General features: G+C 66.8%; 19 protein-coding genes. 8 read left to right on the top strand and 11 right to left on the bottom strand.

Translation table 11 applies throughout. The features are described 5' to 3' along the window. A partial coding sequence (locus BST12_RS25090) for an HNH endonuclease signature motif containing protein (RefSeq protein WP_139801916.1) occupies window positions 1–509 on the top strand: 509 nt, incomplete at its 5' end. 26 nt (window positions 510–535) lie between these two features. On the opposite strand, the gene BST12_RS25085 is transcribed toward BST12_RS25090, so the two are convergent. Then, complete coding sequence (locus BST12_RS25085) at window positions 536–1075, bottom strand: ester cyclase (protein ID WP_083115943.1); 540 nt, start codon at window positions 1073–1075, stop codon at window positions 536–538. A gap of 130 nt (window positions 1076–1205) precedes the next feature. Between BST12_RS25085 and BST12_RS25080 the strand changes: the two genes are divergently transcribed. The 3 genes from BST12_RS25080 to BST12_RS25070 all read left to right on the top strand — a co-directional run bounded on the left by BST12_RS25080 (window position 1206) and on the right by BST12_RS25070 (window position 3710). After that, complete coding sequence (locus tag BST12_RS25080) at window positions 1206–2471, top strand: PE-PPE domain-containing protein (protein ID WP_083115942.1); 1266 nt, start codon at window positions 1206–1208, stop codon at window positions 2469–2471. Window positions 2472–2495: 24 nt separating this feature from the next. After that, window positions 2496–3407 (top strand): formyltetrahydrofolate deformylase, encoded by a 912-nt coding sequence (purU, locus tag BST12_RS25075; protein ID WP_083115941.1) that lies wholly within the window; start codon window positions 2496–2498, stop codon window positions 3405–3407. Between the two features lie 120 nt (window positions 3408–3527). After that, entirely contained in the window at window positions 3528–3710 is a 183-nt protein-coding gene (locus tag BST12_RS25070) for a hypothetical protein (RefSeq protein ID WP_083115940.1), read from the top strand. Window positions 3711–3756: 46 nt separating this feature from the next. On the opposite strand, the gene coaD is transcribed toward BST12_RS25070, so the two are convergent. The 6 genes from coaD to BST12_RS25040 form a co-directional block, all read right to left on the bottom strand. Next, the gene (gene coaD, locus BST12_RS25065) at window positions 3757–4242 is read right to left on the bottom strand and encodes a pantetheine-phosphate adenylyltransferase (RefSeq protein WP_083115939.1); all 486 of its coding nucleotides are present in this window, start codon (window positions 4240–4242) and stop codon (window positions 3757–3759) included. 24 nt (window positions 4243–4266) lie between these two features. Beyond that, the gene (gene rsmD / locus BST12_RS25060) at window positions 4267–4821 is read right to left on the bottom strand and encodes a 16S rRNA (guanine(966)-N(2))-methyltransferase RsmD (RefSeq protein WP_083115938.1); all 555 of its coding nucleotides are present in this window, start codon (window positions 4819–4821) and stop codon (window positions 4267–4269) included. Window positions 4822–4868: 47 nt separating this feature from the next. After that, entirely contained in the window at window positions 4869–8252 is a 3384-nt protein-coding gene (locus BST12_RS25055; RefSeq protein ID WP_083115937.1) for a pyruvate carboxylase, read from the bottom strand. Between the two features lie 11 nt (window positions 8253–8263). Continuing rightward, entirely contained in the window at window positions 8264–8902 is a 639-nt protein-coding gene (locus BST12_RS25050) for a vitamin K epoxide reductase family protein (RefSeq protein ID WP_139801915.1), read from the bottom strand. Window positions 8903–8907: 5 nt separating this feature from the next. Then, window positions 8908–9672 (bottom strand): DsbA family protein, encoded by a 765-nt coding sequence (locus BST12_RS25045; protein WP_083115944.1) that lies wholly within the window; start codon window positions 9670–9672, stop codon window positions 8908–8910. 94 nt (window positions 9673–9766) lie between these two features. Further along, window positions 9767–10885, bottom strand: a complete 1119-nt coding sequence (locus BST12_RS25040) for an alpha/beta hydrolase (RefSeq protein ID WP_083115935.1) — start codon at window positions 10883–10885, stop codon at window positions 9767–9769. Between BST12_RS25040 and BST12_RS25035 the strand changes: the two genes are divergently transcribed. Beyond that, window positions 10884–11726, top strand: a complete 843-nt coding sequence (locus tag BST12_RS25035) for an aldo/keto reductase (RefSeq protein WP_083115934.1) — start codon at window positions 10884–10886, stop codon at window positions 11724–11726. The genes BST12_RS25040 and BST12_RS25035 overlap by 2 nt on opposite strands. 5 nt (window positions 11727–11731) lie before the next feature. After that, the gene (locus tag BST12_RS25030; protein ID WP_083115933.1) at window positions 11732–12577 is read left to right on the top strand and encodes an aldo/keto reductase; all 846 of its coding nucleotides are present in this window, start codon (window positions 11732–11734) and stop codon (window positions 12575–12577) included. Window positions 12578–12654: 77 nt separating this feature from the next. On the opposite strand, the gene BST12_RS25025 is transcribed toward BST12_RS25030, so the two are convergent. From BST12_RS25025 to BST12_RS25015, 3 genes are read right to left on the bottom strand one after another with little or no spacing between them, the layout of a single operon-like run. Beyond that, entirely contained in the window at window positions 12655–13368 is a 714-nt protein-coding gene (locus tag BST12_RS25025) for an HNH endonuclease family protein (RefSeq protein ID WP_083115932.1), read from the bottom strand. After that, window positions 13365–15575 carry an ATP-dependent DNA helicase RecG gene (recG, locus tag BST12_RS25020; protein WP_083115931.1) on the bottom strand — a complete coding sequence of 737 codons (2211 nt, stop codon included), beginning with the start codon at window positions 15573–15575 and terminating at the stop codon, window positions 13365–13367. The genes BST12_RS25025 and recG overlap by 4 nt, the downstream gene beginning before the upstream one ends. Before the next feature lie 2 nt (window positions 15576–15577). Then, window positions 15578–17230, bottom strand: coding sequence for a DAK2 domain-containing protein (locus BST12_RS25015; protein ID WP_083115930.1), 1653 nt, complete (start codon window positions 17228–17230; stop codon window positions 15578–15580). A 195-nt stretch (window positions 17231–17425) separates the two neighbouring features. On the opposite strand from BST12_RS25015, the gene rpmB reads away from it, so the two are divergent. Continuing rightward, window positions 17426–17620, top strand: a complete 195-nt coding sequence (gene rpmB / locus BST12_RS25010; protein WP_083115929.1) for a 50S ribosomal protein L28 — start codon at window positions 17426–17428, stop codon at window positions 17618–17620. A gap of 52 nt (window positions 17621–17672) precedes the next feature. Here rpmB and BST12_RS25005 read toward each other — a convergent pair whose 3' ends face one another. After that, window positions 17673–20027, bottom strand: coding sequence for a PPE family protein (locus tag BST12_RS25005; protein ID WP_139801913.1), 2355 nt, complete (start codon window positions 20025–20027; stop codon window positions 17673–17675). Window positions 20028–20279: 252 nt separating this feature from the next. On the opposite strand from BST12_RS25005, the gene BST12_RS34370 reads away from it, so the two are divergent. After that, on the top strand, window positions 20280–22445 hold a 2166-nt coding region (locus BST12_RS34370), incomplete at its 3' end, for a PE family protein (protein WP_139801912.1).

The raw sequence follows: 22445 nt of genomic DNA, 5'->3' as shown, positions 1-22445 counted from the left end.
CCTCGATCATCGTCACCACCACACTCAAGGACTTAGAAGCTGCGGCCGGGCGCGGGCTCACCGGCGGCGGCACCATCCTGCCCATGCCCGACGTGATCCGCCTGGGCCGCCAGGCCAACCACTATCTGGCGATCTTCGACCAAGGCAAGCCCCTGGCGCTGTATCACACGAAACGTCTGGCCTCACCGGCACAGCGAATTGTGTTGTACGCCAAGGAACGCGGTTGTTCGGCACCGGGCTGCGATACGCCGGGGTACTACTGTGAAGTGCACCATTGCATCCCGCATGCCCAGTGCGGCAGCACCGACGTCGACCAGCTCACCTTCGCCTGCGGCGGCCATCACCCGCTGGCCGAAAAGGGCTGGGCCACCCGCAAAAACGCCCACGGCGACACCCAATGGATCCCGCCGCCGCACCTCGACCACGGCCAGCCACGAACGAACACCTTCCACCATCCGGAGAAACTCCTGGTGGAAGAAGACGAACCCGATGACGAGGACGACCCGTAAGCAAGCCCGCGCGCGGCATTGCGGCGTTAACTTGCTCCGCGCGCAGCACGCAATGCCGCTCGGGCGACCGTCACGGGGTGGTTGAGGAGGGCGGCGATCCGACCGGCCCGGCTGTTCGGGTCGCGAGCGACGCCGAGGAGCATCAATAACGCGAGGCGGTCGAAGTAGGCGCGCTCACAGACGAGATCGGGGCCGTCGAACTCGAAGATCGCTACCACCGGCAAATCGACCCAGCGGCCAGTCGGCGGCAGGCCGCGATAGGTTCCCCGGTGCGTACCCTGCACGCGAGATTCCAAGATCACCCTGTTGCCATGGTGGCATAGCGATTCGGGCTTGATGTCGATGAAGCGCATGTCCGGAAAAGCGGTGAAGAGCTCTCGGTACGCGTCGGCGACGGCATTTGGCCCATCGGCGACTTCCCCGGGCAACTCCGTTCGGGCGGAACCGGATTTGAATGTCGCGAGGGTGGCCGCGACGTCGTGCTCGTTCTCTGCTTCGAAATGCGCGAGGACGGTAGTTTCGCGCAACTGCCGAAGTTCGGCATCAACGCTTGCTGTCCCGGTCATTTTGCTCCCCTTACTCTCGGGCCGAACGCGCCGCGGACCGTCGCCGACGTGAGCGTAAATGACGGTGTCACGAAAGCCCGCGCGCGGCTCGGGCTGCGAGTAACCTCACAGCCACCTCGAGGAGGCGTCAGTGTCGTACGTCGTGGCAACACCCGATTTCCTGAGGACCGCTGCCGAGAGCGTGGCCGCGATGGGGTCGGCGGTCGGTGCGGCCAACGCGGCAGCGGCCAGCTCCACCACATCCTTGCTGACCGCGGCTGCCGACGAGGTGTCGACGGGCATTGCGGCAATATTCAGTGCGCACGGCTTGGCCTACCAGTCGATCAGCGCGCAGGCGGCGGATTTCCATGAGCGCTTCGTGCAGACATTGACGGCGACGGCGAACGCATATCGCAGCGCCGAGCTCGCCAATGCCGGACAGGTGACGACCACGGCCGCCGCGGGCACCAGGATCACGATCCCCGGCGCGGGACCGCTTTACCAACCGAACTTCCTCACCCGGCTGCCCTACCTAGGACAGAAATTCCTCGAGGGCGGCGTCGCGGGACCCAGTACGGTGTCGATCCTGCAGGGCTATGACTTACTCAACCACGCTATCGGCCAGAACTGGTTCCCCAACACCATGGCCCAGGTGGTCAACTACCCGGCCAGCATCGGCATCTTCAGCGGTAGCCTGGCCGCTCCGGGCGCCAACGACGCCATCGCCATGGGGCAACGCGCACTCAACGACCAGATCATGAACGCGGTAGTCAACGGCAACGGGTCACCGGTGCACATTGCCGCGCTGTCGCAGGGAACCATCGTCCTCAACCGCGAATTGGCTTATCTCGCAACGGCTCCGGACGCACCGCCGGCCCATGCCCTGCAGTTCGCCATGTTCTCCAACCCGGAGCTGGGCCTGGCGCACATTTACCTGCCGAACGGGACGACGGTGCCGCTGATCGACTACACGGTGCAGCCCCTGGCGCACACCCAGTACGACGTCAGCGTGGTGTTCGGCCAATACGACTTCTGGGGCAATCCGCCCGACCGGCCCTGGAATCTCTTGGCGGTGGCGAACTCACTGTTCGGGGCGGCTTACTACCACGACCCGGCCGCACTGGTATCGCCGTCGGCCGTGGTGCAGCTGTCCAGTGTGACCGACCCGTTGGGTGGCACGATCACCACCTACGTGGTCCCGGCACCGACGCTGCCGATGTTGTTGCCGCTCAAGCAGATCGGTGTCGCGGCGCCGATCGTCGATCACCTCAACTCGATATTGCAGCCGATGGTCAACGACGGCTACTCGTCTCTGACACCCAACGCCGGTCCGTATTTCTCCGAAGGATCATTGATCGGCTTGCCTAACTGGTGGCGAACCCTCCTGCCGGCGGTACAGTGGCCTGCGGAATTCTGATCAACCGGCAAAAGGGGGCCGTAGGTGCCAACGCCGAAGGAGCCTGACAGCTACCCGCAACGGCCGGCCGGTCCCCCGCCGCCGGCCGATATCGGCCGGCTGCTGCTGCGCTGCCATGACCGCCCGGGCATCATCGCCGCCGTGAGCACCTTCCTGAAGCAGGCCGGGGCCAACATCATCTCGCTCGACCAGCACTCCACCGCGCCAGAGGACGGAACCTTCCTGCAGCGCGCGATATTTCACCTACCCGGCCTGACGGCCGCGATCGACGGACTGGAGCGCGAGTTCGCGGCCACCGTCGCCGACAAGTTCAGCATCGACTACCGGTTTACCGAAGCGGCCAAGCCCAAGCGGGTCGCCATCATGGCGTCGCGCGACGACCACTGCCTGCTGGATCTGTTGTGGCGCAACCGCCGCGGCGAACTGCAAATGTCTGTGGCCATGGTGATCGCCAACCACCCCGACCTGGCCGAGCATGTACGGCCGTTCGGGGTGCCGTTCATCCACATCCCCGCCACCCGGGACACCCGCGCCGAGGCAGAACAGCGTCAGCTCCAGTTGCTCAGCGGCAACGTGGATTTGGTGGTGCTGGCCCGCTACATGCAGATCCTCACCCCGGAGTTCCTCAACGCAGTCGGCTGCCCACTGATCAACATTCATCACTCGTTCCTGCCCGCCTTCATCGGCGCGTCCCCGTACAAGCGCGCCCGCGAGCGAGGCGTCAAACTCGTTGGGGCAACGGCACATTACGTCACCGAGGTGCTCGACGAGGGCCCCATCATCGAACAGGATGTGGTGCGGGTCAACCACACTCACACCGTTGACGACCTGGTGCGGGTGGGCGCCGACGTCGAGCGCGCGGTGCTGTCGCGCGCGGTGCTGTGGCACTGCCAGGACCGGGTTATCCTGCACGACAACCAAACCATCGTCTTCTAAAGGCGCATTCCGCAACGCCAAGGATGTCACAAGGTTTCGTCAAGCGGCTGCCAGCAATCTTTGTGCAACGGCAACCGCCGCCCCCCACAACGCAAACCACGCGGAAAGCAAGAGGTATTAATGTTCACCACCCGTATCCGTGCCCTGGCCGGGATGTCATTGCTGGCCTCGGCAATCGGCCTGGCGGCCTTCGGCGCCTCCGTCGGCACCGCCGACGCAGCACCGACCCACCAGGCATACGGCACATACACCTGCTACGACTACGCGACGCAGACGTTCTACCAGTGCTTTGACCCGAACTAAGTCGTAGCGAACCGAACGGGCCTGGTCCGCTGAGCAACTGCCGGCGCTAGGCCCGTTTCTTCGCGATCAGCTCGCGTAGCCGCCGGTTGACCGGTTCGGGCAGCAGCTCGGACACATCACCGCCCAGCAGCGCGACCTCTTTGGCCAGCGACGACGACACGAACGAATAGCGCGGCGCCGTCGCGACGAAGAACGTGTCGACGCCGGCGACGTGCTTGTTCATCTGCGCCATCTGCAGCTCGTATTCGAAATCGGTGCCAGTGCGCAGGCCCTTCACGATGGCATTCATGCCGCGGGACCGGACGAAGTCGACCACCAGCCCCTGCCCGGACTCCACTCGCAAGTTGGGCAAGTGCGTCGTCGACTCGTTGATCATCGCGATGCGCTCGTCCAGGTCGAACATGCCCTTCTTGGCGGGATTGGTCAGGATCGCGACCACCACCTCGTCGAACTGAGCCGCCGCACGTTCGAAAACGTCGATGTGGCCCAAGGTGACGGGGTCAAACGATCCCGGACAAACCGCGCCGCTCATGAAACAAGACCGTAGCAGGGCGCATCAGCCCAGTTCGGCCAGCTCCAAACGGGTGTCGCCGTAGACGCGCGACGGCCACAGCTCCCAACCCTGCGGCCACGTCAACGGTTCGCTGCTTGCCGCCCGCTCGACCACCGCGACGGTCCCGGGTCCGGCCCAGCCGTGGGCCACCAGTGCGCCCAGGACTGCCTCGATCTCGGCGGTGCCCACGTCATAGGGCGGATCGGCCAGCACCAGATCCACCGCAGCCGGTGTCCCGGCGGCCACCACGGCCGCCACCGCGCCGCGGCGCAGTGTCGCACCGGCCAGACCCACGGCCTCGATATTGCGCGCGATAACGGCCGCGGTGCGCTGGTCGGACTCGACGAACAACGCCGATGCGGCCCCGCGCGACAGCGCCTCCAGCCCCAGCGCACCCGAACCCGCATACAGGTCGAGCACCGCCAGGCCCGTCAGATCACGGCGCGCGGCAAGGACATTGAACAGCGCTTCGCGCACCCGATCGGTGGTCGGCCTGGTCCCCCGCGGCGGAACGACGATGCGCCGTCCCCCTGCCACGCCACCGATAATTCTCGTCAACTGCGCCGCTCCTCCTCATCGCTGCGCTCTGCATCGTCGCCGGCGCGTCAGCTCAGCACCACCAGCAGGTCGCCGCCTTCGACTGCAGCGGTGCTGGACACCGCCACCCGCTGCACGGTGCCGTCGCTGGGTGCGGTGATCGGCGCCTCCATCTTCATCGCCTCGATGGTGGCGATGGTCTGTCCGGCGCTCACCTCCTCGCCTTCGGACACGCTCACGGTGACGACGCCGGCGAACGGCGCGGCGATGTGGCCGGGGTTGCCACGGTCGGCCTTCTCGGCGGCCGGAACGGTGCTGGCGATGCTGCGGTCGCGCACCAGCACCGGTCGCAGCTGGCCGTTGATGATGCACATCACCGTGCGCATGGCTCGCTCGTCCGGCTCGGAAATGGCTTCCAGCCCGATCAGCAGCTCCACGCCGCGCTCCAGCTTCACCCGGTGCTCTTCGCCCTGCCGCAGACCGTAGAAGAACTGGTTGGCCGACAACTGTGACGTGTCGCCGTACGTTTCCCGGTGCTCGTCGAATTCCTTTGTGGGACCGGGAAATAGCAGTCGGTTCAGGGTGGCCTGACGTTTGGGCCCGGGTGCGGCCAACGCCGCCTTGTCGTCCTCGGTCAGCTCGGGAGCGGGCCGAGCCGGTGGCCGCCCGGCCAGCGCCGCGCTGCGCAGTGGCTCGGGCCACCCGCCGGGCGGGTCGCCCAGCTCGCCCTGCAGGAAGCCCAGCACCGAGTCCGGAATGTCGAATCGTGCTGGGTCGAAGGCGAATTCGTCGGCGCTCAGCCCCGAGCCGACCAGCGCCAGGGCCAGATCGCCGACCACCTTGGACGAGGGCGTGACCTTGATCAGCCGGCCCAATACCCGGTCGGCGCCGGCATACGCCTCCTCGATCTCCTCGAACCGGTCGCCCAGCCCCAGCGCGATCGCCTGCTGGCGCAGGTTGGACAACTGACCACCGGGAATCTCGTGGTGGTAGACCCGTCCCGTCGGGCCCGGTAAGCCAGACTCGAAGGGCGCGTAGACCTTTCGCAGCGCCTCCCAATACGGCTCGAGCGCGCACACCGACTCCAGCGACAGCCCGCTGTCGTATTCGGTGTGCGCGGCGGCGGCCACTATCGAGCTGAGCGCGGGCTGGCTGGTGGTCCCGGCCATCGGGGCGGCGGCGCCGTCGACGGCGTCGGCACCGGCCTGCCAGGCGGCCACATAGCTGGCCAGCTGACCGCCGGGTGTGTCATGGGTGTGCACATGCACCGGCAGGTCGAAGCGGCTGCGCAGCGCACCGACCAGCGTGCGCGCGGCCGGAACCCGTAACAGCCCGGCCATGTCCTTGATCGCCAGCATGTGCGCCCCGGCGTCCACGATCTGCTCGGCCAGCCGCAGGTAGTAGTCGAGGGTGTAGAGCCGCTCCGCCGGGTCGGACAGATCGCCGCTGTAACACATCGCGACTTCGGCTATGGCAGAACCGGTTTCGCGCACCGCATCGATCGCCGGACGCATCGAGTCCAGGTTGTTGAGCGCGTCGAAGATGCGGAAGATGTCGATGCCGGTGGCCGTCGCCTCTTCGATGAACGCCGACGTGACCGTCACCGGATATGGCGTGTAGCCCACCGTGTTTCGCCCGCGCAGCAGCATCTGCAGGCAGATGTTCGGCATCCGTTCGCGCAGGGTGGCCAGCCGCTCCCACGGATCCTCTTTGAGGAAACGCAGCGCCACATCGTAAGTCGCGCCGCCCCAGCACTCCACCGAGAGCAGCTGCGGCATCAGGCGTGCGACATACGGCGCCACCATCATCAACCCGCTGGTACGCAGCCGCGTCGCCAGTAGCGATTGGTGGGCGTCGCGGAACGTGGTGTCGGTTACGCCCACCGCCGTCGACGTCCGCAGCCAGCGCGCGAAGCCCTCCGGACCCAGCTCGACCAGCCGCTGCTTGGACCCGGCCGGCGGCGCGGCATCCAAGTCGATGTCGGGCAGCTTGTCCTGCGGGTACACCGTCGACGGCCGGGTGCCGTGCGGCTTGTTGACGGTGACATCGGCCAGGTAGTTGAGGATCTTGGTGCCGCGGTCGGCCGAGGTTCGGGCGGTGAGCAACTGCGGGCGCTCATCGATGAACGAGGTGGTGATGCGGCCGGCCTGAAAGTCGGGATCGTCCAGAACCGCTTGCAGGAAGGGAATGTTCGTCGATACGCCGCGAATCCGGAACTCGGCCATCGCCCGGCGTGCCCGGTTCACCGCGGTCGAGAAGTCGCGCCCCCGGCAGGTCAGCTTGACCAGCATGGAATCGAAGTGCGCGCTGATCTCGGCGCCCAGCACCGTGCTGCCGTCCAGGCGGATGCCGGCACCGCCGGGGATACGCAGGGCGCTGATCCGCCCGGTGTCCGGCCGGAAGCCGTTGGCCGGATCCTCGGTGGTGATCCGGCACTGCAGCGCCGCGCCGTGTGGCCGGACCGCGTCCTGGGTCAGGCCCAGGTCGGCCAGTGACTCCCCCGAAGCGATGCGGAGCTGGCTGGAAACCAGATCGACATCGGTGATCTCCTCGGTGACGGTGTGCTCCACCTGGATCCGCGGATTCATCTCGATGAAGACGTAGTCGCCGCTTTCGTCCAGCAGAAACTCGACCGTGCCGGCGCAGCTGTAGCCGATGTGGCGGGCGAAGGCGACGGCGTCGGCGCAGATCTTGCCGCGCAATTCGGCGGGCAGGTTGGGCGCCGGCGCCAGTTCGATGACCTTCTGATGCCGTCGCTGCACGCTGCAGTCGCGCTCGTACAGGTGGATCACGTCGCCGTGGGTGTCGGCCAGAATCTGCACCTCGATGTGGCGCGGATTGCGCACCGCCTGTTCGAGGTAGACCGTGGGATCCCCGAACGCCGACTCGGCTTCCCGGCTGGCCGCTTCGATCGCCTCCGGCAGCGCGGCGGGGTCGTTGACGCGGCGCATGCCGCGCCCGCCGCCGCCGGCGACCGCCTTGACGAACAACGGGAAGCGCATCCCGGCCGATGCCGACACCAGCTCGTCCACCGACGCCGACGGCGCCGACGACGTCAGCACCGGCAGGCCCGCCTCCCGGGCGGCGGCGATGGCGCGCGCCTTATTTCCGGTCAGCTCAAGCACTTCGGCGCTGGGCCCGACGAACGTGATGCCCGCGCTCGCGCACGCCGCCGCCAAATCCGGGTTCTCCGAAAGGAATCCGTATCCGGGGTAGACGGCGTCAGCCCCGGCCCGCCGCGCGGTGCCGACGATCTCGTCGACGGACAGGTAGGCCCGCACCGGGCGACCGAGTTCGCCGATCTGATAGGACTCGTCGGCCTTGGTTCGATGCAGCGAATTGCGGTCCTCGTGCGCGTAGACGGCCACGGTGCCGATACCGAGTTCGTAGGCCGCACGGAAGGCCCGGATCGCGATCTCGCCGCGATTGGCAACCAGCACTTTGGAAATCACGTTGGCTCTTCTCAGATGAGTGTCGACCAGTAGTTCCAAAAGCGGACCATGATCATCAGGAACACCGCGGTGAACCACAGCGTGGTGATCGACCATCGCCAGCCGAAAAGCAGCCGCGCCACACCGGCATCCCGGCGCGCGAGCACGGGGCGAAACACGATGGACGCCGTCACCACCAGCAGCGTGACGGTGACGGCCCACACCACCATGCAGTACGGGCACAAAGCGCCGATTCGGTACAGACTCTGAAATATCAGCCAGTGCACGAACCCCGCACCGATCAGCAACCCGATCGTCAGCCCCAGCCAATACCACTGCGGCAGAGGGACTTTCGTCACCGCCAACACGCCCGTCACCACTACCACGGCGAAACCGGCGATGCCGACCACCGGGTTGGGGAAGCCGAGCAGCGAAGCCTGCGGCGTCATCATCACCGAACCGCAGGAAAGGATGGGGTTGACGTTGCAGGACGGCACATAGGACGAATTGAGGAGCAGCTCGATCTTCTCCACCGTCAGCGTCAACGAAGCGACCAGGCCGATCACGCCGGCAATCAGCACCCACCACGCGCTGGGCGCCGGCACCGCGATGTCACCCGGCGCAGCCGGCGTCACATCGTCGGATGGCTCGGCGGGTTGGGCTGACACCACACTCGTCAGGATGCGTCGCCGGCCGCGAGGGCGTCAATGCCGGGCACATTGCCGACGACCTCTTTGACCTTGGCAACCAGCGCATCCGGCGTCGACCACTGATAGTCGTTGCCGTTGAACTTGACCGTCGGGGTTGCCCGGATGTTCTCCGCCCTGGCTAACCCGTCGACCATCGAGATGTACTTCCCGCTGTTGATGCAGTCCGGCACCTTGCCCCCCGCACCGGATTCACGCGCGATTTCAATCAGCTTCGCGTTGTCGGGGAAGGTCTTGCCATCTTCCCTGGGCTGGATGTTGGGATCGTAGAGCGCCTCGTGGAATCGGCGGAATGCCGCCAGGGACTCATCGGCTACGCAGTAGGCCGCGGCGGCGGCCCGCGCCGAGTAGTTCTGGTTTTGCGGGCTGCTCAGGAACGCAATCATGGTGTAGTCGGCCGCAACGGCGCCGATGTCGACCAGCTTGGAAACGGTCGGCCCAAAGCTGCGCTCGAAATTGCCGCACGCCGGGCACAGGAAGTCCTCGTAGAACGAGAGCACCACTTTGGGGTTGCTGGTGCCGGGCTGGGTCACCAACTTGCCCGAGGTCACCCGGACTGCATGTCCCGGCCCGACCCCCGCACTTTGCTTCTTTTGGTGCGAGGTGACGATGTAGAACACCAGGCCGACGGCGAACAGCACGATGATCGCCGTGCCACCGATCTGCAGCAGCCGGCCGAATTTGCCGTCGGGCGACTTCAGGTCGATCCGCGGGGGTTTCTTTTTGTCGGCCACAGGTTCGCTGATCCTCACATGTCTTCGGTCGGGCTGCTTGTTGCCAAACTTGCTGAGAAGGCGCCTCTAGCGTACCGGCGGCCCCCGCACCAACTCAGGCGCGGCTCAGGTGCGCACGCAGCGCCGAAATCAGCTCTTTCGTCCCGGCGGCGCAGCCGCCACCCAGCTGAAACAGATTGACGAAGCCGTGCGTCAGCGAGCCCATGCTGCGCAGGTCCACCGGGGTGCCTGCGGCTCGCAATGCCGCCGCGTAGTCCGCGCCCTCATCGCGCAGCGGGTCGAAACCGGCAACCGCGATGAGCGCCGGCGCCAGTCCGGCCAACGACTTCGCCCGCGCCGGGGACACCCGGGGATCTGCCCGATCGATTCCAGAGCCCCGCAGGTATTGCGATTCAAACCAATCGATGTCGCGTTTGGTCAGCAAGAAGCCGCGCGCGAACAGGCTCAGTGACCGCGTCTTGGCGGTGTGGTCGGTGCGCGGATAGATCAGCCACTGCAGCACCGGGGTGGGGCCGCCGCCGTCGCGCGCCAGTTGGGCCACCACGGCGGCCAGGTTGCCGCCCGCGCTGTCGCCGCCGACGGCGACCTGTCCGGGGATGGCGCCGAGTTCGTCGGCGTGTTCGCAGGCCCAGTTGAACGCCGCAAAGGCGTCGTCGACCGCGGCCGGAGCAGGATGCTCGGGCGCCAGCCGGTAGTCGACGGACAGCACGTGTACGCCCGCGTCGCGGCTGGTCAACCTGCACACCGCGTCGTGGGTGTCCAGGTCGCCGATCGAAAAGCCACCACCGTGGTAGAAGACCAGCAGCGGCGCCGGCGCAGCACCGGGCGGCAGGTAGTGCCGGGCGCGGAGCTCACCGGCCGACCCCGGCAGCGTCACCTCTTTCACCTCGACATGAATCTGAGGACCGGGCATGTCCAGCATGCTTTGCAACATCAGCGACCGGGAAGCGGCCGGGTCGTCCTCGACAACCAGTCCGTCGATGCCGAAGGTGCGCTGCGCCGACAGCATCAATTGCAGGGTCGGGTCGAGAGTGTTGCCGTCGATGACCACCGAACGACCGCCCGCGAGCAACCGCTTGGCCCGGGTGGGAATCCACGGAATGACCTTGATCCCGACGCTGGTGGCGGTGTTCTGCATGCGCGTCGTCCACCGCAGCGGTTCATGCCTTACCCCCGGCTGCAGATCCGGCGAGCCTGGCAGACTCTTGGTCATGGGCTGCTCCCTAGAACAAAGCTCTGTGACACTGAACGACGGCAACTCGATCCCCGCCGTGGGCCTCGGTGTCTTCAAGATCGAGCCGGCAGACACCGAACAGGCGGTGGGTGCCGCGCTGCGCGCCGGTTATCGGCATATCGACACCGCGGCGGCCTACCGCAACGAACGTGAGACCGGGCGCGCGATCGCCGATTCCGACGTGCCCCGCGACCAACTGTACGTGGTGACCAAGCTGGCCAATCCCGACCAGGGCTACGACAGCACGCTCAAGGCGTTCGACGCCAGCATGGAGCGCCTCGGGCTGGATTATCTGGACCTTTATCTGATTCATTGGCCCCAGCCGCTGCTCAACAAGTTCGTGGACACTTTCAAGGCATTTGCCCACCTACGCGATCAGGGCCGAATCCGGTCTATCGGCGTCAGCAATTTCGAGCCCGAGCACCTCATGGTCCTTATCGACGCCATCGGCATCGTCCCGGCGGTCAACCAGATCGAGCTGCATCCGCAGCTGCCGCAGACCGAATTGCGCAAAGTGCATGCTCAACGCGGCATCGCGACCGAAGCGTGGTCGCCCTTGGGCCGGGGCACGCTGCTGACTCACCCGACCGTGACGGCCGTCGCGGAAGGCTGCGGGCGGACACCGGCCCAGGTGTTGATTAGGTGGCATATACAACTCGGTAATATCGTGATCCCCAAGTCGGTGAACCCAATCCGGATTGCGAGCAACTTCGACGTGTTCGACTTCGAACTCAGCGCCAATGAAATGGCGTCGATCTCGTCGCTCGATGACGGAACACGGCTTGGCCCTAATCCGAGAACGTTCACTTCAAACAGGTAGGTGAAATGATGTCGGGCGCCCCGAGCCCCTCGATCCCCTCAATCACGCTCAACGACGAGAACACGATGCCGGTGCTTGGCCTTGGCGTCGCGGAATTGTCAGAGGACGAGACCGAACGCGCGGTCTCGGCGGCACTGGAAGTCGGCTGCCGGCTGATCGATACCGCCGCCGTCTACGGCAACGAGGCCGCCGTCGGGCGCGCCATCGCGGCCTCCGGGATTCCGCGCGCCGAGTTGTTCGTCACCACCAAGCTGGCAACCGCAGAGCATGGTTTCAGCGTCTCCCAGGACGCCTGCCAGGCCAGCCTGGACCGGCTCGGCCTGGATTACGTGGACCTGTACCTGATCCACTGGCCGGCCCCGACCATCGGTAAGTATGTGGACGCATTCGGCGGGCTCATTCAGTCGCGCGGTGAAGGGCATGCCCGCTCGATCGGGGTGTCCAACTTCACCGATGAGCACCTGGAGATGGTCATCGACCTCACGTTCGTCACCCCGGCGGTCAACCAGATCGAGTTGCACCCGCTGCTCAACCAGGACGAGCTGCGCAAGGCCAATGCCCAGCACAACGTCGTCACGCAGTCCTACACCCCGCTAGCGCTGGGCCGGCTGATGGACAACCCGACCGTGACCTCGGTCGCCGGCGAATACGGGAAGACGCCCGCACAGGTGCTGCTGCGCTGGAACCTGCAACTGGGCAACGCGGTCGTCTTCCGGTCCGCCAAGGCCGAACGCATCGCCAGCAACCTCGACGTGTTCGATTTCGAATTGGCCGCCGAGCACATGGACGCGATCAACGGCCTCAACGACGGCACCCGCATCCGTGAGGACCCGCTGACCTACGCCGGCTAGCAATCCCTCTCGCCGAGTGTGAACCCGCTGACGCCTCATCGGCGTGTCGCGTCGTGAGATTCACACTCGCGCGGGCACTAGCCCGTCGGGCAGGTGGCCGCGGCCTGGCGCAGGACGTCGGTGGACGCCTGGTCCACCGGTAGCGAGTAACCCCGCAGCACGGCGATGAACTGCATCGCGTACTGACAGGCGAACGCCTTGTTCGGCGGCATCCACTGCGCCGGCGGCAGGTCGCCCTTGTTCTGGTTGGCCTGACCCTGCACGGCCAGCAGGTTGCCCGGATCGTTGGCGAACCGCAGCCGCACCGGATCCGGCCAGCCGTAGGCCCCCATGTCCCAGGCGTACGCGAGCGGGACGATGTGGTCGATCTGCACCGCTTCGCCGACCTTGGCGCCGCGCTGGAAGGCGATGACGGCGTTGGTGTAGGGGTCATGCAGCGTGCCGGTGGCCACCGCATTCGGGCAGCGCTTGGTGGCCACAAAGGTCTTGTCGGTGAGATCGCGGTTGAGGATGTCGTCGCGGGTGTCGCAGCCGTTGTGGCCGAGCGGGGCGTCATTGTCGTCGTCCCAGGCCTCCCCGAATGCCGCTCTGCGGTAGTCGTAGCGGTGGCTGCGCTGCGGCAGCACGGCGATTCCGGCGAGCACGTCGGTGCCGGGCTGCACCGTCGGGATGTCGGCGCGCGCGGCGAACTCCTCGGCATGCCGGGCCGACGACGATCCCAAGGTCTGATAAGCCACCACCAACGCCAGCACCGCGGCCAGCGCCAGCCAGAGCAACAGCCGGCGCGTCACGCTTTGTCCAGGTATTCGATGCGGTCGGTGTCGGTGAAGCGTGCTGCCATCACTTCCAGCCCGAGATGCGGATGGCCGTCGTCGTAGGCGCTGGTACAGAAGTCGTGGGCGGCCTCGATGAACACTTGATGCTCGGCCAGCGACAGCAGCTTGAGAGTGACGGCCTTGCCGGACTGGTTGCGGCCCAGCACATCTCCCTCCTTGCGCTCCTTGAGGTCCAGATCGGCCAGGGCGAATCCGTCCAGGGTCCCGGCGACCGCCCGCAGCCGGTCCGCTGACGGCGACCCGGGCGACACCCAGCTGGCCAGCAGGCACAGGCTGGGATGCTCGCCGCGCCCGATGCGGCCACGCAGCTGATGCAACTGGCTGATACCGAACCGGTCGGCATCCATCACCAGCATGACCGTGGCGTTGGGGACGTCGACGCCCACCTCAATGACGGTGGTGCACACCAGCACATCGACCTCACCGGCGCGAAACGCCGCCATCGCGGCCTCTTTCTCGTCGGCCGGCAATCGTCCGTGCATGAGCGCCAATCGCAGATCCGCCAGCTCGGCCGAGCGCAGCCGGGTGAACAGACCTTCCGCCGTCGCCGACGGCCGGCGGCCGTCCTGGGAGTCCGTGTCGTCGGACTCGTCGATCCGGGGTGCCACCACGTAGGCCTGGCGGCCGGCGGCGACCTCCTCGATGATGCGCCGCCAGGCACGCTCGAGCCAGGCGGGCTTGTCGGCGACGAAGATGACATTGGTGGCGATCGGCTGGCGTCCGCGGGGAAGTTCGCGCAGCGTCGAGGTTTCCAAATCGCCGTAGACGGTGAGCGCGACGGTGCGCGGTATCGGCGTAGCGGTCATCACCAGCAAGTGCGGGGTGATGCCGGCAGGAGCCTTGGCGCGCAACTGATCTCGCTGCTCCACACCGAAGCGGTGCTGCTCGTCGACTACCACCATGCCCAGGTTGTGAAAGTCGACGGCGTCCTGCAGCAGCGCATGGGTGCCGATGACGATTCCGGCCTGGCCGCTTACGATCTCGGCGCGAACCTGCTTCTTCTGCCCGGCCGTCATCGACCCGGTGAGCAACGCCACCCGGGTTGCGTTGTCGGCCCCGCCCAGCTGTCCGCCCATCCCCAACGGCCCGAGGACCTCGCGTATCGACCGTAAGTGTTGGGCGGCAAGCACTTCCGTCGGGGCCAAGAGCGCACACTGGTATCCCGCGTCGACCATCTGCAGCATCGCCAGTACCGCGACGATCGTCTTGCCCGATCCCACTTCGCCCTGCAGCAGGCGGTTGAGCGGGCGGGTCGCGGCGAGCTCAGCGGACAACACGCCGAGCACCTCGCGCTGTCCGTTCGTCAGCTCAAAAGGCAAGCGCGCCAACAACTCCGCGGCCAGACCGTCGGATCGCGGCGGCGCCGGCGGTCCCGACTCCGACAGCTCACCGTGCCGGCGGGCCACCAGCGCCCACTGCAGGCCGACGGCCTCGTCGAAGGTCAGGCGCCGGCGGGCCCGTTCGCGTTGGGACGGGCTTTCGGCGAGGTGAATGGCGCGAAGGGCTTCATCTTCGGAGATGAGGTCGTGCGCGGCACGCAGCTCGGCGGGCAGCGGATCGGGCACCGGGTCGAGGACGTCAAGCACCTGGCGCACGCAAGCGAAAATGTCCCAGCTCTGCATCTTCGCGCTGGCCGGATAGATCGGGAAGAAGTGCCGCTCAAACGTTGCCAGCAATTCCTCGCTGCTGTTGGCGTTGGACACGTCGGCAATGGCCTTCATCGACCTGGTGCCGCGGGCCTGCCCATCCGGCGAGTCAAGGATGAGGAAAGCGGGGTGCGTGAGCTGCATTTCGCCCTTGTAGTAACCGACTTCCCCGGACAGCATCACCTTCGTGCCCTTGGTGAGCCCCCTGCTGATGAATCTCGGGTTGAAGAAGGTGGCGGTCACCCTGCCGCGTCCAGCGCCCAGGGTGACGCGCAGGAACTTCTTCGATGGGTCGCGGCGCGCCGATTGCATGGCCGCCGAGACGATCGTGTCGATGAGGGTGATGTGTTCGCCGGGCTCGGGTCGCTCGTCGCCAAGGCGCGACCCGCTTTCGGTGTAGCTGCGCGGATAGTGCCGCAGCAGATCGTCGACGGTCCGGATGCCGAACTCGGCGTCGAGATTGTCGGCGGCCTTGGCGCCGACGATGAAATCCAGCCGGTCACCCAGTGACACCATGGCTACTCGACCCCGATCAGCAACGCGTCACCCCGATGCCCGGTGTGGTAGGTGACCAGCTCGGTACCCGGATGACGGTCGTGTACATGCTTTTCCAGGATGCCACCGATGTCCGCGGCCTCGTCTCCCTGCAGGCAGTCGCCGACCAGCACCGTCACCAAGTCGCCTCCGGACGCCAACAACAAGTCGAGCAGACCGACGGCCGCGGTCCGGACATCCTCGGCCACGATCAGCACCTCGTCCCCGGCGATGCCCAGGCCGTCGCCCGGCTCACAGGTGCCGGCCCAGGTCAGCGCCTTCTGCGTGGCAGTGCGCACCGAGCCGTGCCGGGCGGCGCCGGCGGCGCGGGCCATGCTGTAGCCGTCGTCGACGGCCTGGCGGCCCGGGTCGTGCACGGCCAGCGCGGCCAGCCCCTGCACCATCGAGCCGGTCGGTACGGGGACCACGTCCACGCCCCAGCCGCTGGCCGCGGTGCAACCGGCCACCAGTTCTTCGGCGGCCACATATCCGTTGGGCAGCACCATCACGTGCGCTGCGCCGGTATCCACTACCGCACGTACCAATTGATGGGCGCTGATATCGGCGTCTGGACTCGGACACAGCACATTGGCGCCTTCGGCGGCGAACAACTCGGCGGCACCGGCGCCGTCGACGACGGCCAGCACGGCCCGCTCGCGCGTCCAGCAGCCGGCCGGCAGTCCGTTGGCACCGGAACTCAGCGCCGAGACCACGATCCGGCTGAGTCGCCCGGCCGCCAACCCCGCCTCGATGGCGGCGCCGGCGTCGTCGGTGTGCACGTGCACCGAGTAGCTGTCGGCCAACGCGGCGGCGATCGCCACCGATTCGCCCAAGTCCTGCAGGCGGTCGCGCAGCGCGTCCACCGCGGCGGCATCGAAACCGGCCAGCAGATACATCACCTCGAATTGCGGGGCGGGGCTGCGCAACGGAGTCGACGCGGCCGGCGACCGCGGCGACAGTTCGTAGACGGACCGGGCGGGCGCATGCCCGGTGATCGTCGAACGCAACGCGTCCAGCAACACCAGCAGGCCGCGTCCGCCGGCATCGACCGCCCCGGCGTCGGCCAGCACGTCGAGCTGCTCGGGGGTCTTCTCCAGTGCGACAACCGCCGCATCACCGGCCGCGGTGACCGCGCGGGCCAACCCTTCGCCGCCCATGACGCACTGCTCGACCGCACCGGCGGCGGCGCGCAACACGGTGACGATGGTCCCCGGGATCTCCTCGCCGCCCATCGAGGCGATGACCAACTCGACGCCGCGCCACAGCGCGGCCCCGAGGATGTCGGCGTCGATCACCGGCAGGACACCGCCGGACTCGGCCGCCGCACAAGCCGTCGCCTCGGCAATGCCGCGCAGGATTTGGGACAGGATGACCCCGGAATTGCCCCGGGCGCCGTTGAGGGCCCCGGCCGACAGGGCCGCGGCGACCGCGGCCACATCGGCGCCAGCGCCGCCGCCATCGGCTTCGGCGAGCGCCGAACGCATGGTGAACAGCATGTTGGCGCCGGTGTCGGAGTCGGCGACCGGGAACACGTTGAGCCGGTTGATCTCGTCGATATGGGTGATCAGGTCGCTCACGACGGTGTGCGCCCAATCCCGCAGGGTCGGGGCGTCCAGCAGCCGATCCGACGTACTCACCCTTGCCCCCACCTCCTCCAGCCGGCGCCTCGAACCAGTCCTCGAATCAGTCCTCGAACCAGTCAGAGCCTAGCCAGCCCCGGGGACAGCACAGACCCTGACGCGGTGCTGCGAGTTGTCGATCGTTTTGGAGCTTGCCTATGCCAGCGGCTATCCTGGGCTGTCGTCCAACAAGAGACTTGAGGAGCTTGAACAATGGCCGCTGTGTGCGATATCTGCGGGAAAGGCCCCGGCTTCGGCAAGTCGGTGTCGCACTCCCACCGCCGCACCAGCCGCCGGTGGGACCCGAACGTGCAGACCGTGCACGCCGTGACGCGTCCCGGCGGGAACAAGAAGCGCCTCAACGTGTGCACCTCCTGCATCAAGGCCGGCAAGGTCACCCGCGGCTAAGAGCCGATCCCGGGGGTCCCGGGGGTCGACGTAGCCCCGTACGGCTGACTGCTCACAGGGGTATGGCTGGGAGCAGCGTAAAGCTGGGCAGCAGGGTCTGGGTGACGGTGATCGGTGGAATGACAATGTTGCCCGGGGTGGAGAAGCCTCCGAACTGAATGCCACTGAGCCCGATTCGCGGCAACTGGAAGCCGGTGAGCGGCCCGACCGCAATGGGCGGCACGGTGATTGCAGGTGTATTGAAGGCACCCAGTTGGATGTTGCTGGTGAGGATGTCCGACAGGGCCAGCACTGGACCAGAGTTGAGCGCAAGGTTGAAGCTGTCAATTGTGATGGGCGGCAGGTTCAGGGCCTGGACGGTTCCGTTGATCACAAAGCTAACCGGGTCGAGCATATTGGATGGGTTAACCAATGTCAGCGGCGGGATCTGAGTCGCTGGAACTCCAAGGTGCACCGTGGTGTTGAACGGGTTAGGGACGATTGTAATTCGCGACCCACTGAGATCGACGAATGCGTATGTGTTGAGGTCCAAGCCAAAAGTATTCACCGGATTGGACGGGTTATAAAGAGATATCTCGGGCAACGTGATTTTGGGGAACTTGATTGTGGGTAGGCTAAATCCGTTGGCACTACCGACAGAAACCGTGGGGGTCGTAAACGCGCCCACTGAAATATTGGGCAGTTGCGGCGTAATGGTGATATTTGGTATGTCGATGGCACCGATATTGATACCGTTCACCTGAATACTAGGCACCGAAATTTGCCCCAGGCTAAACGGTGACACGCCTATGGGCGGCACAGCTACCGCGGACAGATTGAACGGCGGGATAGCTATTGGGGGTACCGTTATTTGCGGCAGCTCAATGGAGGCGGTGATTTCCGGCGTCTCCAAGGGGCCTAGGAAGGGACCGTTGGGACCGGGATGAATAATGCCCGCCAACGGATTTGTCCAATCGATGTGGATTTTCGGCAGCAGATTGAAGAGGTTGATGTCCAACGACCCCGTGCCGGTGATGGGACCGGGGGTGGTGAACGCGCCGATGTCGATGCCACCCACAGCGACCTGGGGCACTTGAAACTCCCCAATCGCGATAGGCGGAACGGTCAGCGGGCCAAACGTCAGCCCCGAGATTCCGATCGACCCGATATCGATCGTCACGCCGGGATTTGTCAGCGTGATTTCTGGGGTTTGCCAAGCGGGGACAGAAATATTCGGGATGCTGAATCCCGAGACCTCGATGGGCGGTAAGACGAATCCGGTGTTCCCCGTGAACTGTCCGGTACCGAGATTAAAGTCGCCGATATATATACCGGGCGTCGCCGTCGGCCCCAACACCTCGAGGGCAAAATTCACGTAAATCGTGGACGGAAGCTTCAGATCAACATTGCCGATTAACGGGGCATCGAATAATACCTTGGGAATACCTCCGACGACCAGGCTGATGTAGTTAAGCGAAGGAGAATGACTCGTCAGCTGTCCTGGATTTCCAGGTATATTGCTGCCACCGGAGGGAATCCAAAACCCACTGGCAGGTATGCTCAGCGAAGGCAGAACGAGCGGGGACGTGGCCAGCTGAGGCGTGCTGAATCCCCCGATAGCCACGCCCGGCAACGAGAAACCCGGGAAAGTGAACGACGGTATCGTCAACGAGTTCGCCGTAATCGATATGGATGTCGCCGGCAAGTGGAAACCACCCGTCGATATCTGCGGAATATTAAGCGCCGGTAACGAAAACCCGCCGATATTCAGGCCCAAAAGATCGAATGCCGGCAACTGAAATCGAGGAATGTTTATCGGCGGTATCGTCACCTGCGGCAGACCCACCACCAGCCCGGGCAACAGCCCCGACGTTGCGGGCGCCGCGGCGGCCGAAACCTTTGCAAGGTTTGCCGACAGCTGCCCGAACGGCGTCAGCGCCGAAGCGATCATCGACACTTCGCCGTGATAGCCCACCATCGCGGCAATGTCTTGAGCCCACATCGACTCGTATTCGGCCTCAGCGGCCGCAATGGCCGGGGCGTTGAACCCGAACAAGTTCGACATCACCAGCGAGACCAGTTGGCTCCGGTTGGCCGCAACCGCCGCCGGATACACCGTGGCCGCCTGCGCCGCCTCAAACGCACCGGCCGCCGCCTGAGCTAAACCCGCGGCCACACCGGCTTTCCTGCTCGCCGCGGTCAACCACGCAACATAGGGAGCTGCCGCGGCCGTCATCGCCGTGGCCGCCGAACCCTGCCAAGCCCCAGTGACGAGTTCAGACGTCACGGCTTCGAATGAAGCCGCCGCTGAATCCAACTCGCCGGCCAGGTTGTTCCAACCACTCGCAGCCGTCAACAGCGGTCGTGACCCCAAGCCGCCGAACATTTGCATGGAAGTGACCTCGGGTGGCAACAGCTGGAAATTCATTCGCACCGGCTCCTCATGATCATTTCTCGGATTCTGGGTCAGCGGATGATACACCAAGCGCTTGCTTGGTATTATCCGCAAACCCGATTAGGGAATGGTGGGTTTTTCATGAAATGCATTGGGTTGCGCTGTCAGGGCCAGCGCTGGTGCCGGGAGCCGCGGCGGGCTCGCCGGCTATTGGCAATACCTCAAGCGCCGACACGCCGAGCAATCCACACACAGCAACACCTTGAGGCAGGGAAGTAGAGGCTTATGTCGTTCGTCATCGCGGCGCCCGAAGTGTTGTCGGCGGCTGCAGCTGATCTCAACGCTATCGGGACGGCGCTCAGCACCGGCACCGCTGCGGCTGTACCGGCTATGACAGGCATCGTCGCGGCGGCGCAGGACGAGGTGTCGTTGGCTCTGACAACGTTGTTCGAACAGCACGCGCACGACTATCAGACAGTGGCTACGCAGGCCGCGCTGGTCCGGGACCAATTTGTGGGCGCCTTGAGCAGTGCGGGCAGGGCGTACGCGGTCGCCGAGGCAGCGAATTATTCGCCACTGCAGGTCTTCGAACAGCGTGCCCTCGCGGTGGTTAACGCGCCGACGCTGGCGTTGCTGGGACGTCCGCTGATCGGTAACGGCGCCAACGCGACCACGCCGGGCGGAAACGGCGGGGCCGGCGGGTTGTTGATCGGCAACGGCGGCAACGGTGCCAACGGCGGAGCTGGTCAGGCCGGTGGCGCCGGCGGGGCCGCGGGGCTCATCGGCAGGGGCGGCGCGGGCGGCGCGGGTGGTGCCGGCGGAGCCGCCGGTGGCGCCGGCGGGGCGGCCGGTCTGCTGATGGGTGCCGGTGGAATGGGTGGTAGTGGTGGCATCGGCGCAAACAACCCCGTCGGTGTCGGAGGTACCGGCGGGACCGGCGGAGCCGGTGGAGCCGGCGGCTGGTTCAGCAACGGAGGGGCCGGTGGGGCCGGTGGTATGGGAGGCCAGGGTGGCGTCGGTTTCGACGGCCCCGTTAACCAACAAGGCGGTATCGGCGGCACCGGTGGCACCGGTGGCGCAGGCGGGGCTGGAGGCAAAGCTCCGCTGCTGTGGGGTCACGGCGGGGCCGGTGGTCAAGGTGGGTCCGGGGGCATAGGCGGAACTGGCGGAAACGGCGGCGACGGCTCGACACCCGGCATCGGCGGGACCGGCGGCACCGGGGGTGTCGCGGGCCACGGCGGCGCCGGAGGTGCTGGACAACTATTCACCGCTGCCGGGCAAGCGGGAGCAGCGGGCGCCGGTGGTACCGGCGGCCTGGGTGGCAACGGGGGCAACGGCGCCCAGGGCTCCTCCGGCGGTGCGGGCACTGCAACCACCGGAGGCATGGGCATCGCCGGCGGCCAGGGCGGCCAGGGTGGTACGGGCGGGGCAGCGCTGGACGGCGGTGTCGCCGGCGACGGCGGAAACGGCGGAAACGGCGGCACTGGCGGTATCGGCGGCGCCGGTGGCACCGGCCTGGTCGGTGGCAGCAACGGCGGAAACGGTGGAAACGGCGGCACCGGCGGTGCGCCGGGGCTGGCCGGCCTGTCCGGCGGTTTCGGCGGCCATGCGGGCAACGCCGGGCTCGGCGGAAAGGGGGGAACCGGCGGGCAGGGCGGCGCAGCCAGCGCAGCGCCCGACGCCGCGCCCGGCACCGGCCACGCGGGCGCCAACGGCTATCAGGGCGGGACCGGCGGGACCGGCGGAAGCGGCGGCGGCGTTGGCGGCGATGGCGGTAACGGCGGCGCCGGCGGCGCCGGTGGAACCGGCGGAACCGGCGCCGCGGGTTCCAGCACGGTCAGCCGCGGTGCCGGCGGCGACGGCGGAATGGGCGGTGCCGGGGGCCAGGCGGGTCTGGCTGGCGGCGCGGGAGGCGCCAACGGCCTTGGCGGGCAAGGCGGGCAAGGCGGACAGGGCGGACAGGGCGGTACCGGCGCCGCCGGCACCGACTCGTCAAGCTCCCCCACCGCCGGCAGCGAGGGCGGTCAGGGTGGTGTCGGTGGACACGGCGGTGCCGGCGGGGCCGGTGTCGACGGCAAGGGCGGCGGTCAGGGCGGTACGGGCGGTATCGGCGGCCAGGGCGGCGATGGCGGCCGCGGCGGCAACAACACCGGCACCAGCGCCGGCGGCGGCGCCAGCGGCGGCAAGGGCGGCACCGGCGGCACCGCCGGGATCGCCGGCGCGGGAACCGACGGCGGAACAGCCGGCAGCAACGGCACCGGTGGCACCGGCGGCACCGGCGGCACCGGCGGACAAGGTGGCACGGGCGCCGCTGGAACCGACTCGTCCAGCTCACCCAACCCCGGCGACCCGGGCGGTCAAGGTGGCGACGGTGGCACCGGCGGTACCGGCGGCGCGGGTATCGGCGGCCACGGCGGCGGCGCCGGCGGCAGGGGCGGGGTGGGCGGCCAG

The organism is Mycobacterium angelicum, assembly GCF_002086155.1.
Lineage (GTDB): Bacteria > Actinomycetota > Actinomycetes > Mycobacteriales > Mycobacteriaceae > Mycobacterium > Mycobacterium angelicum.
Note: the sequence above shows the minus strand (reverse complement) of the source record. Positions and strands in the feature narration are given on the sequence as shown.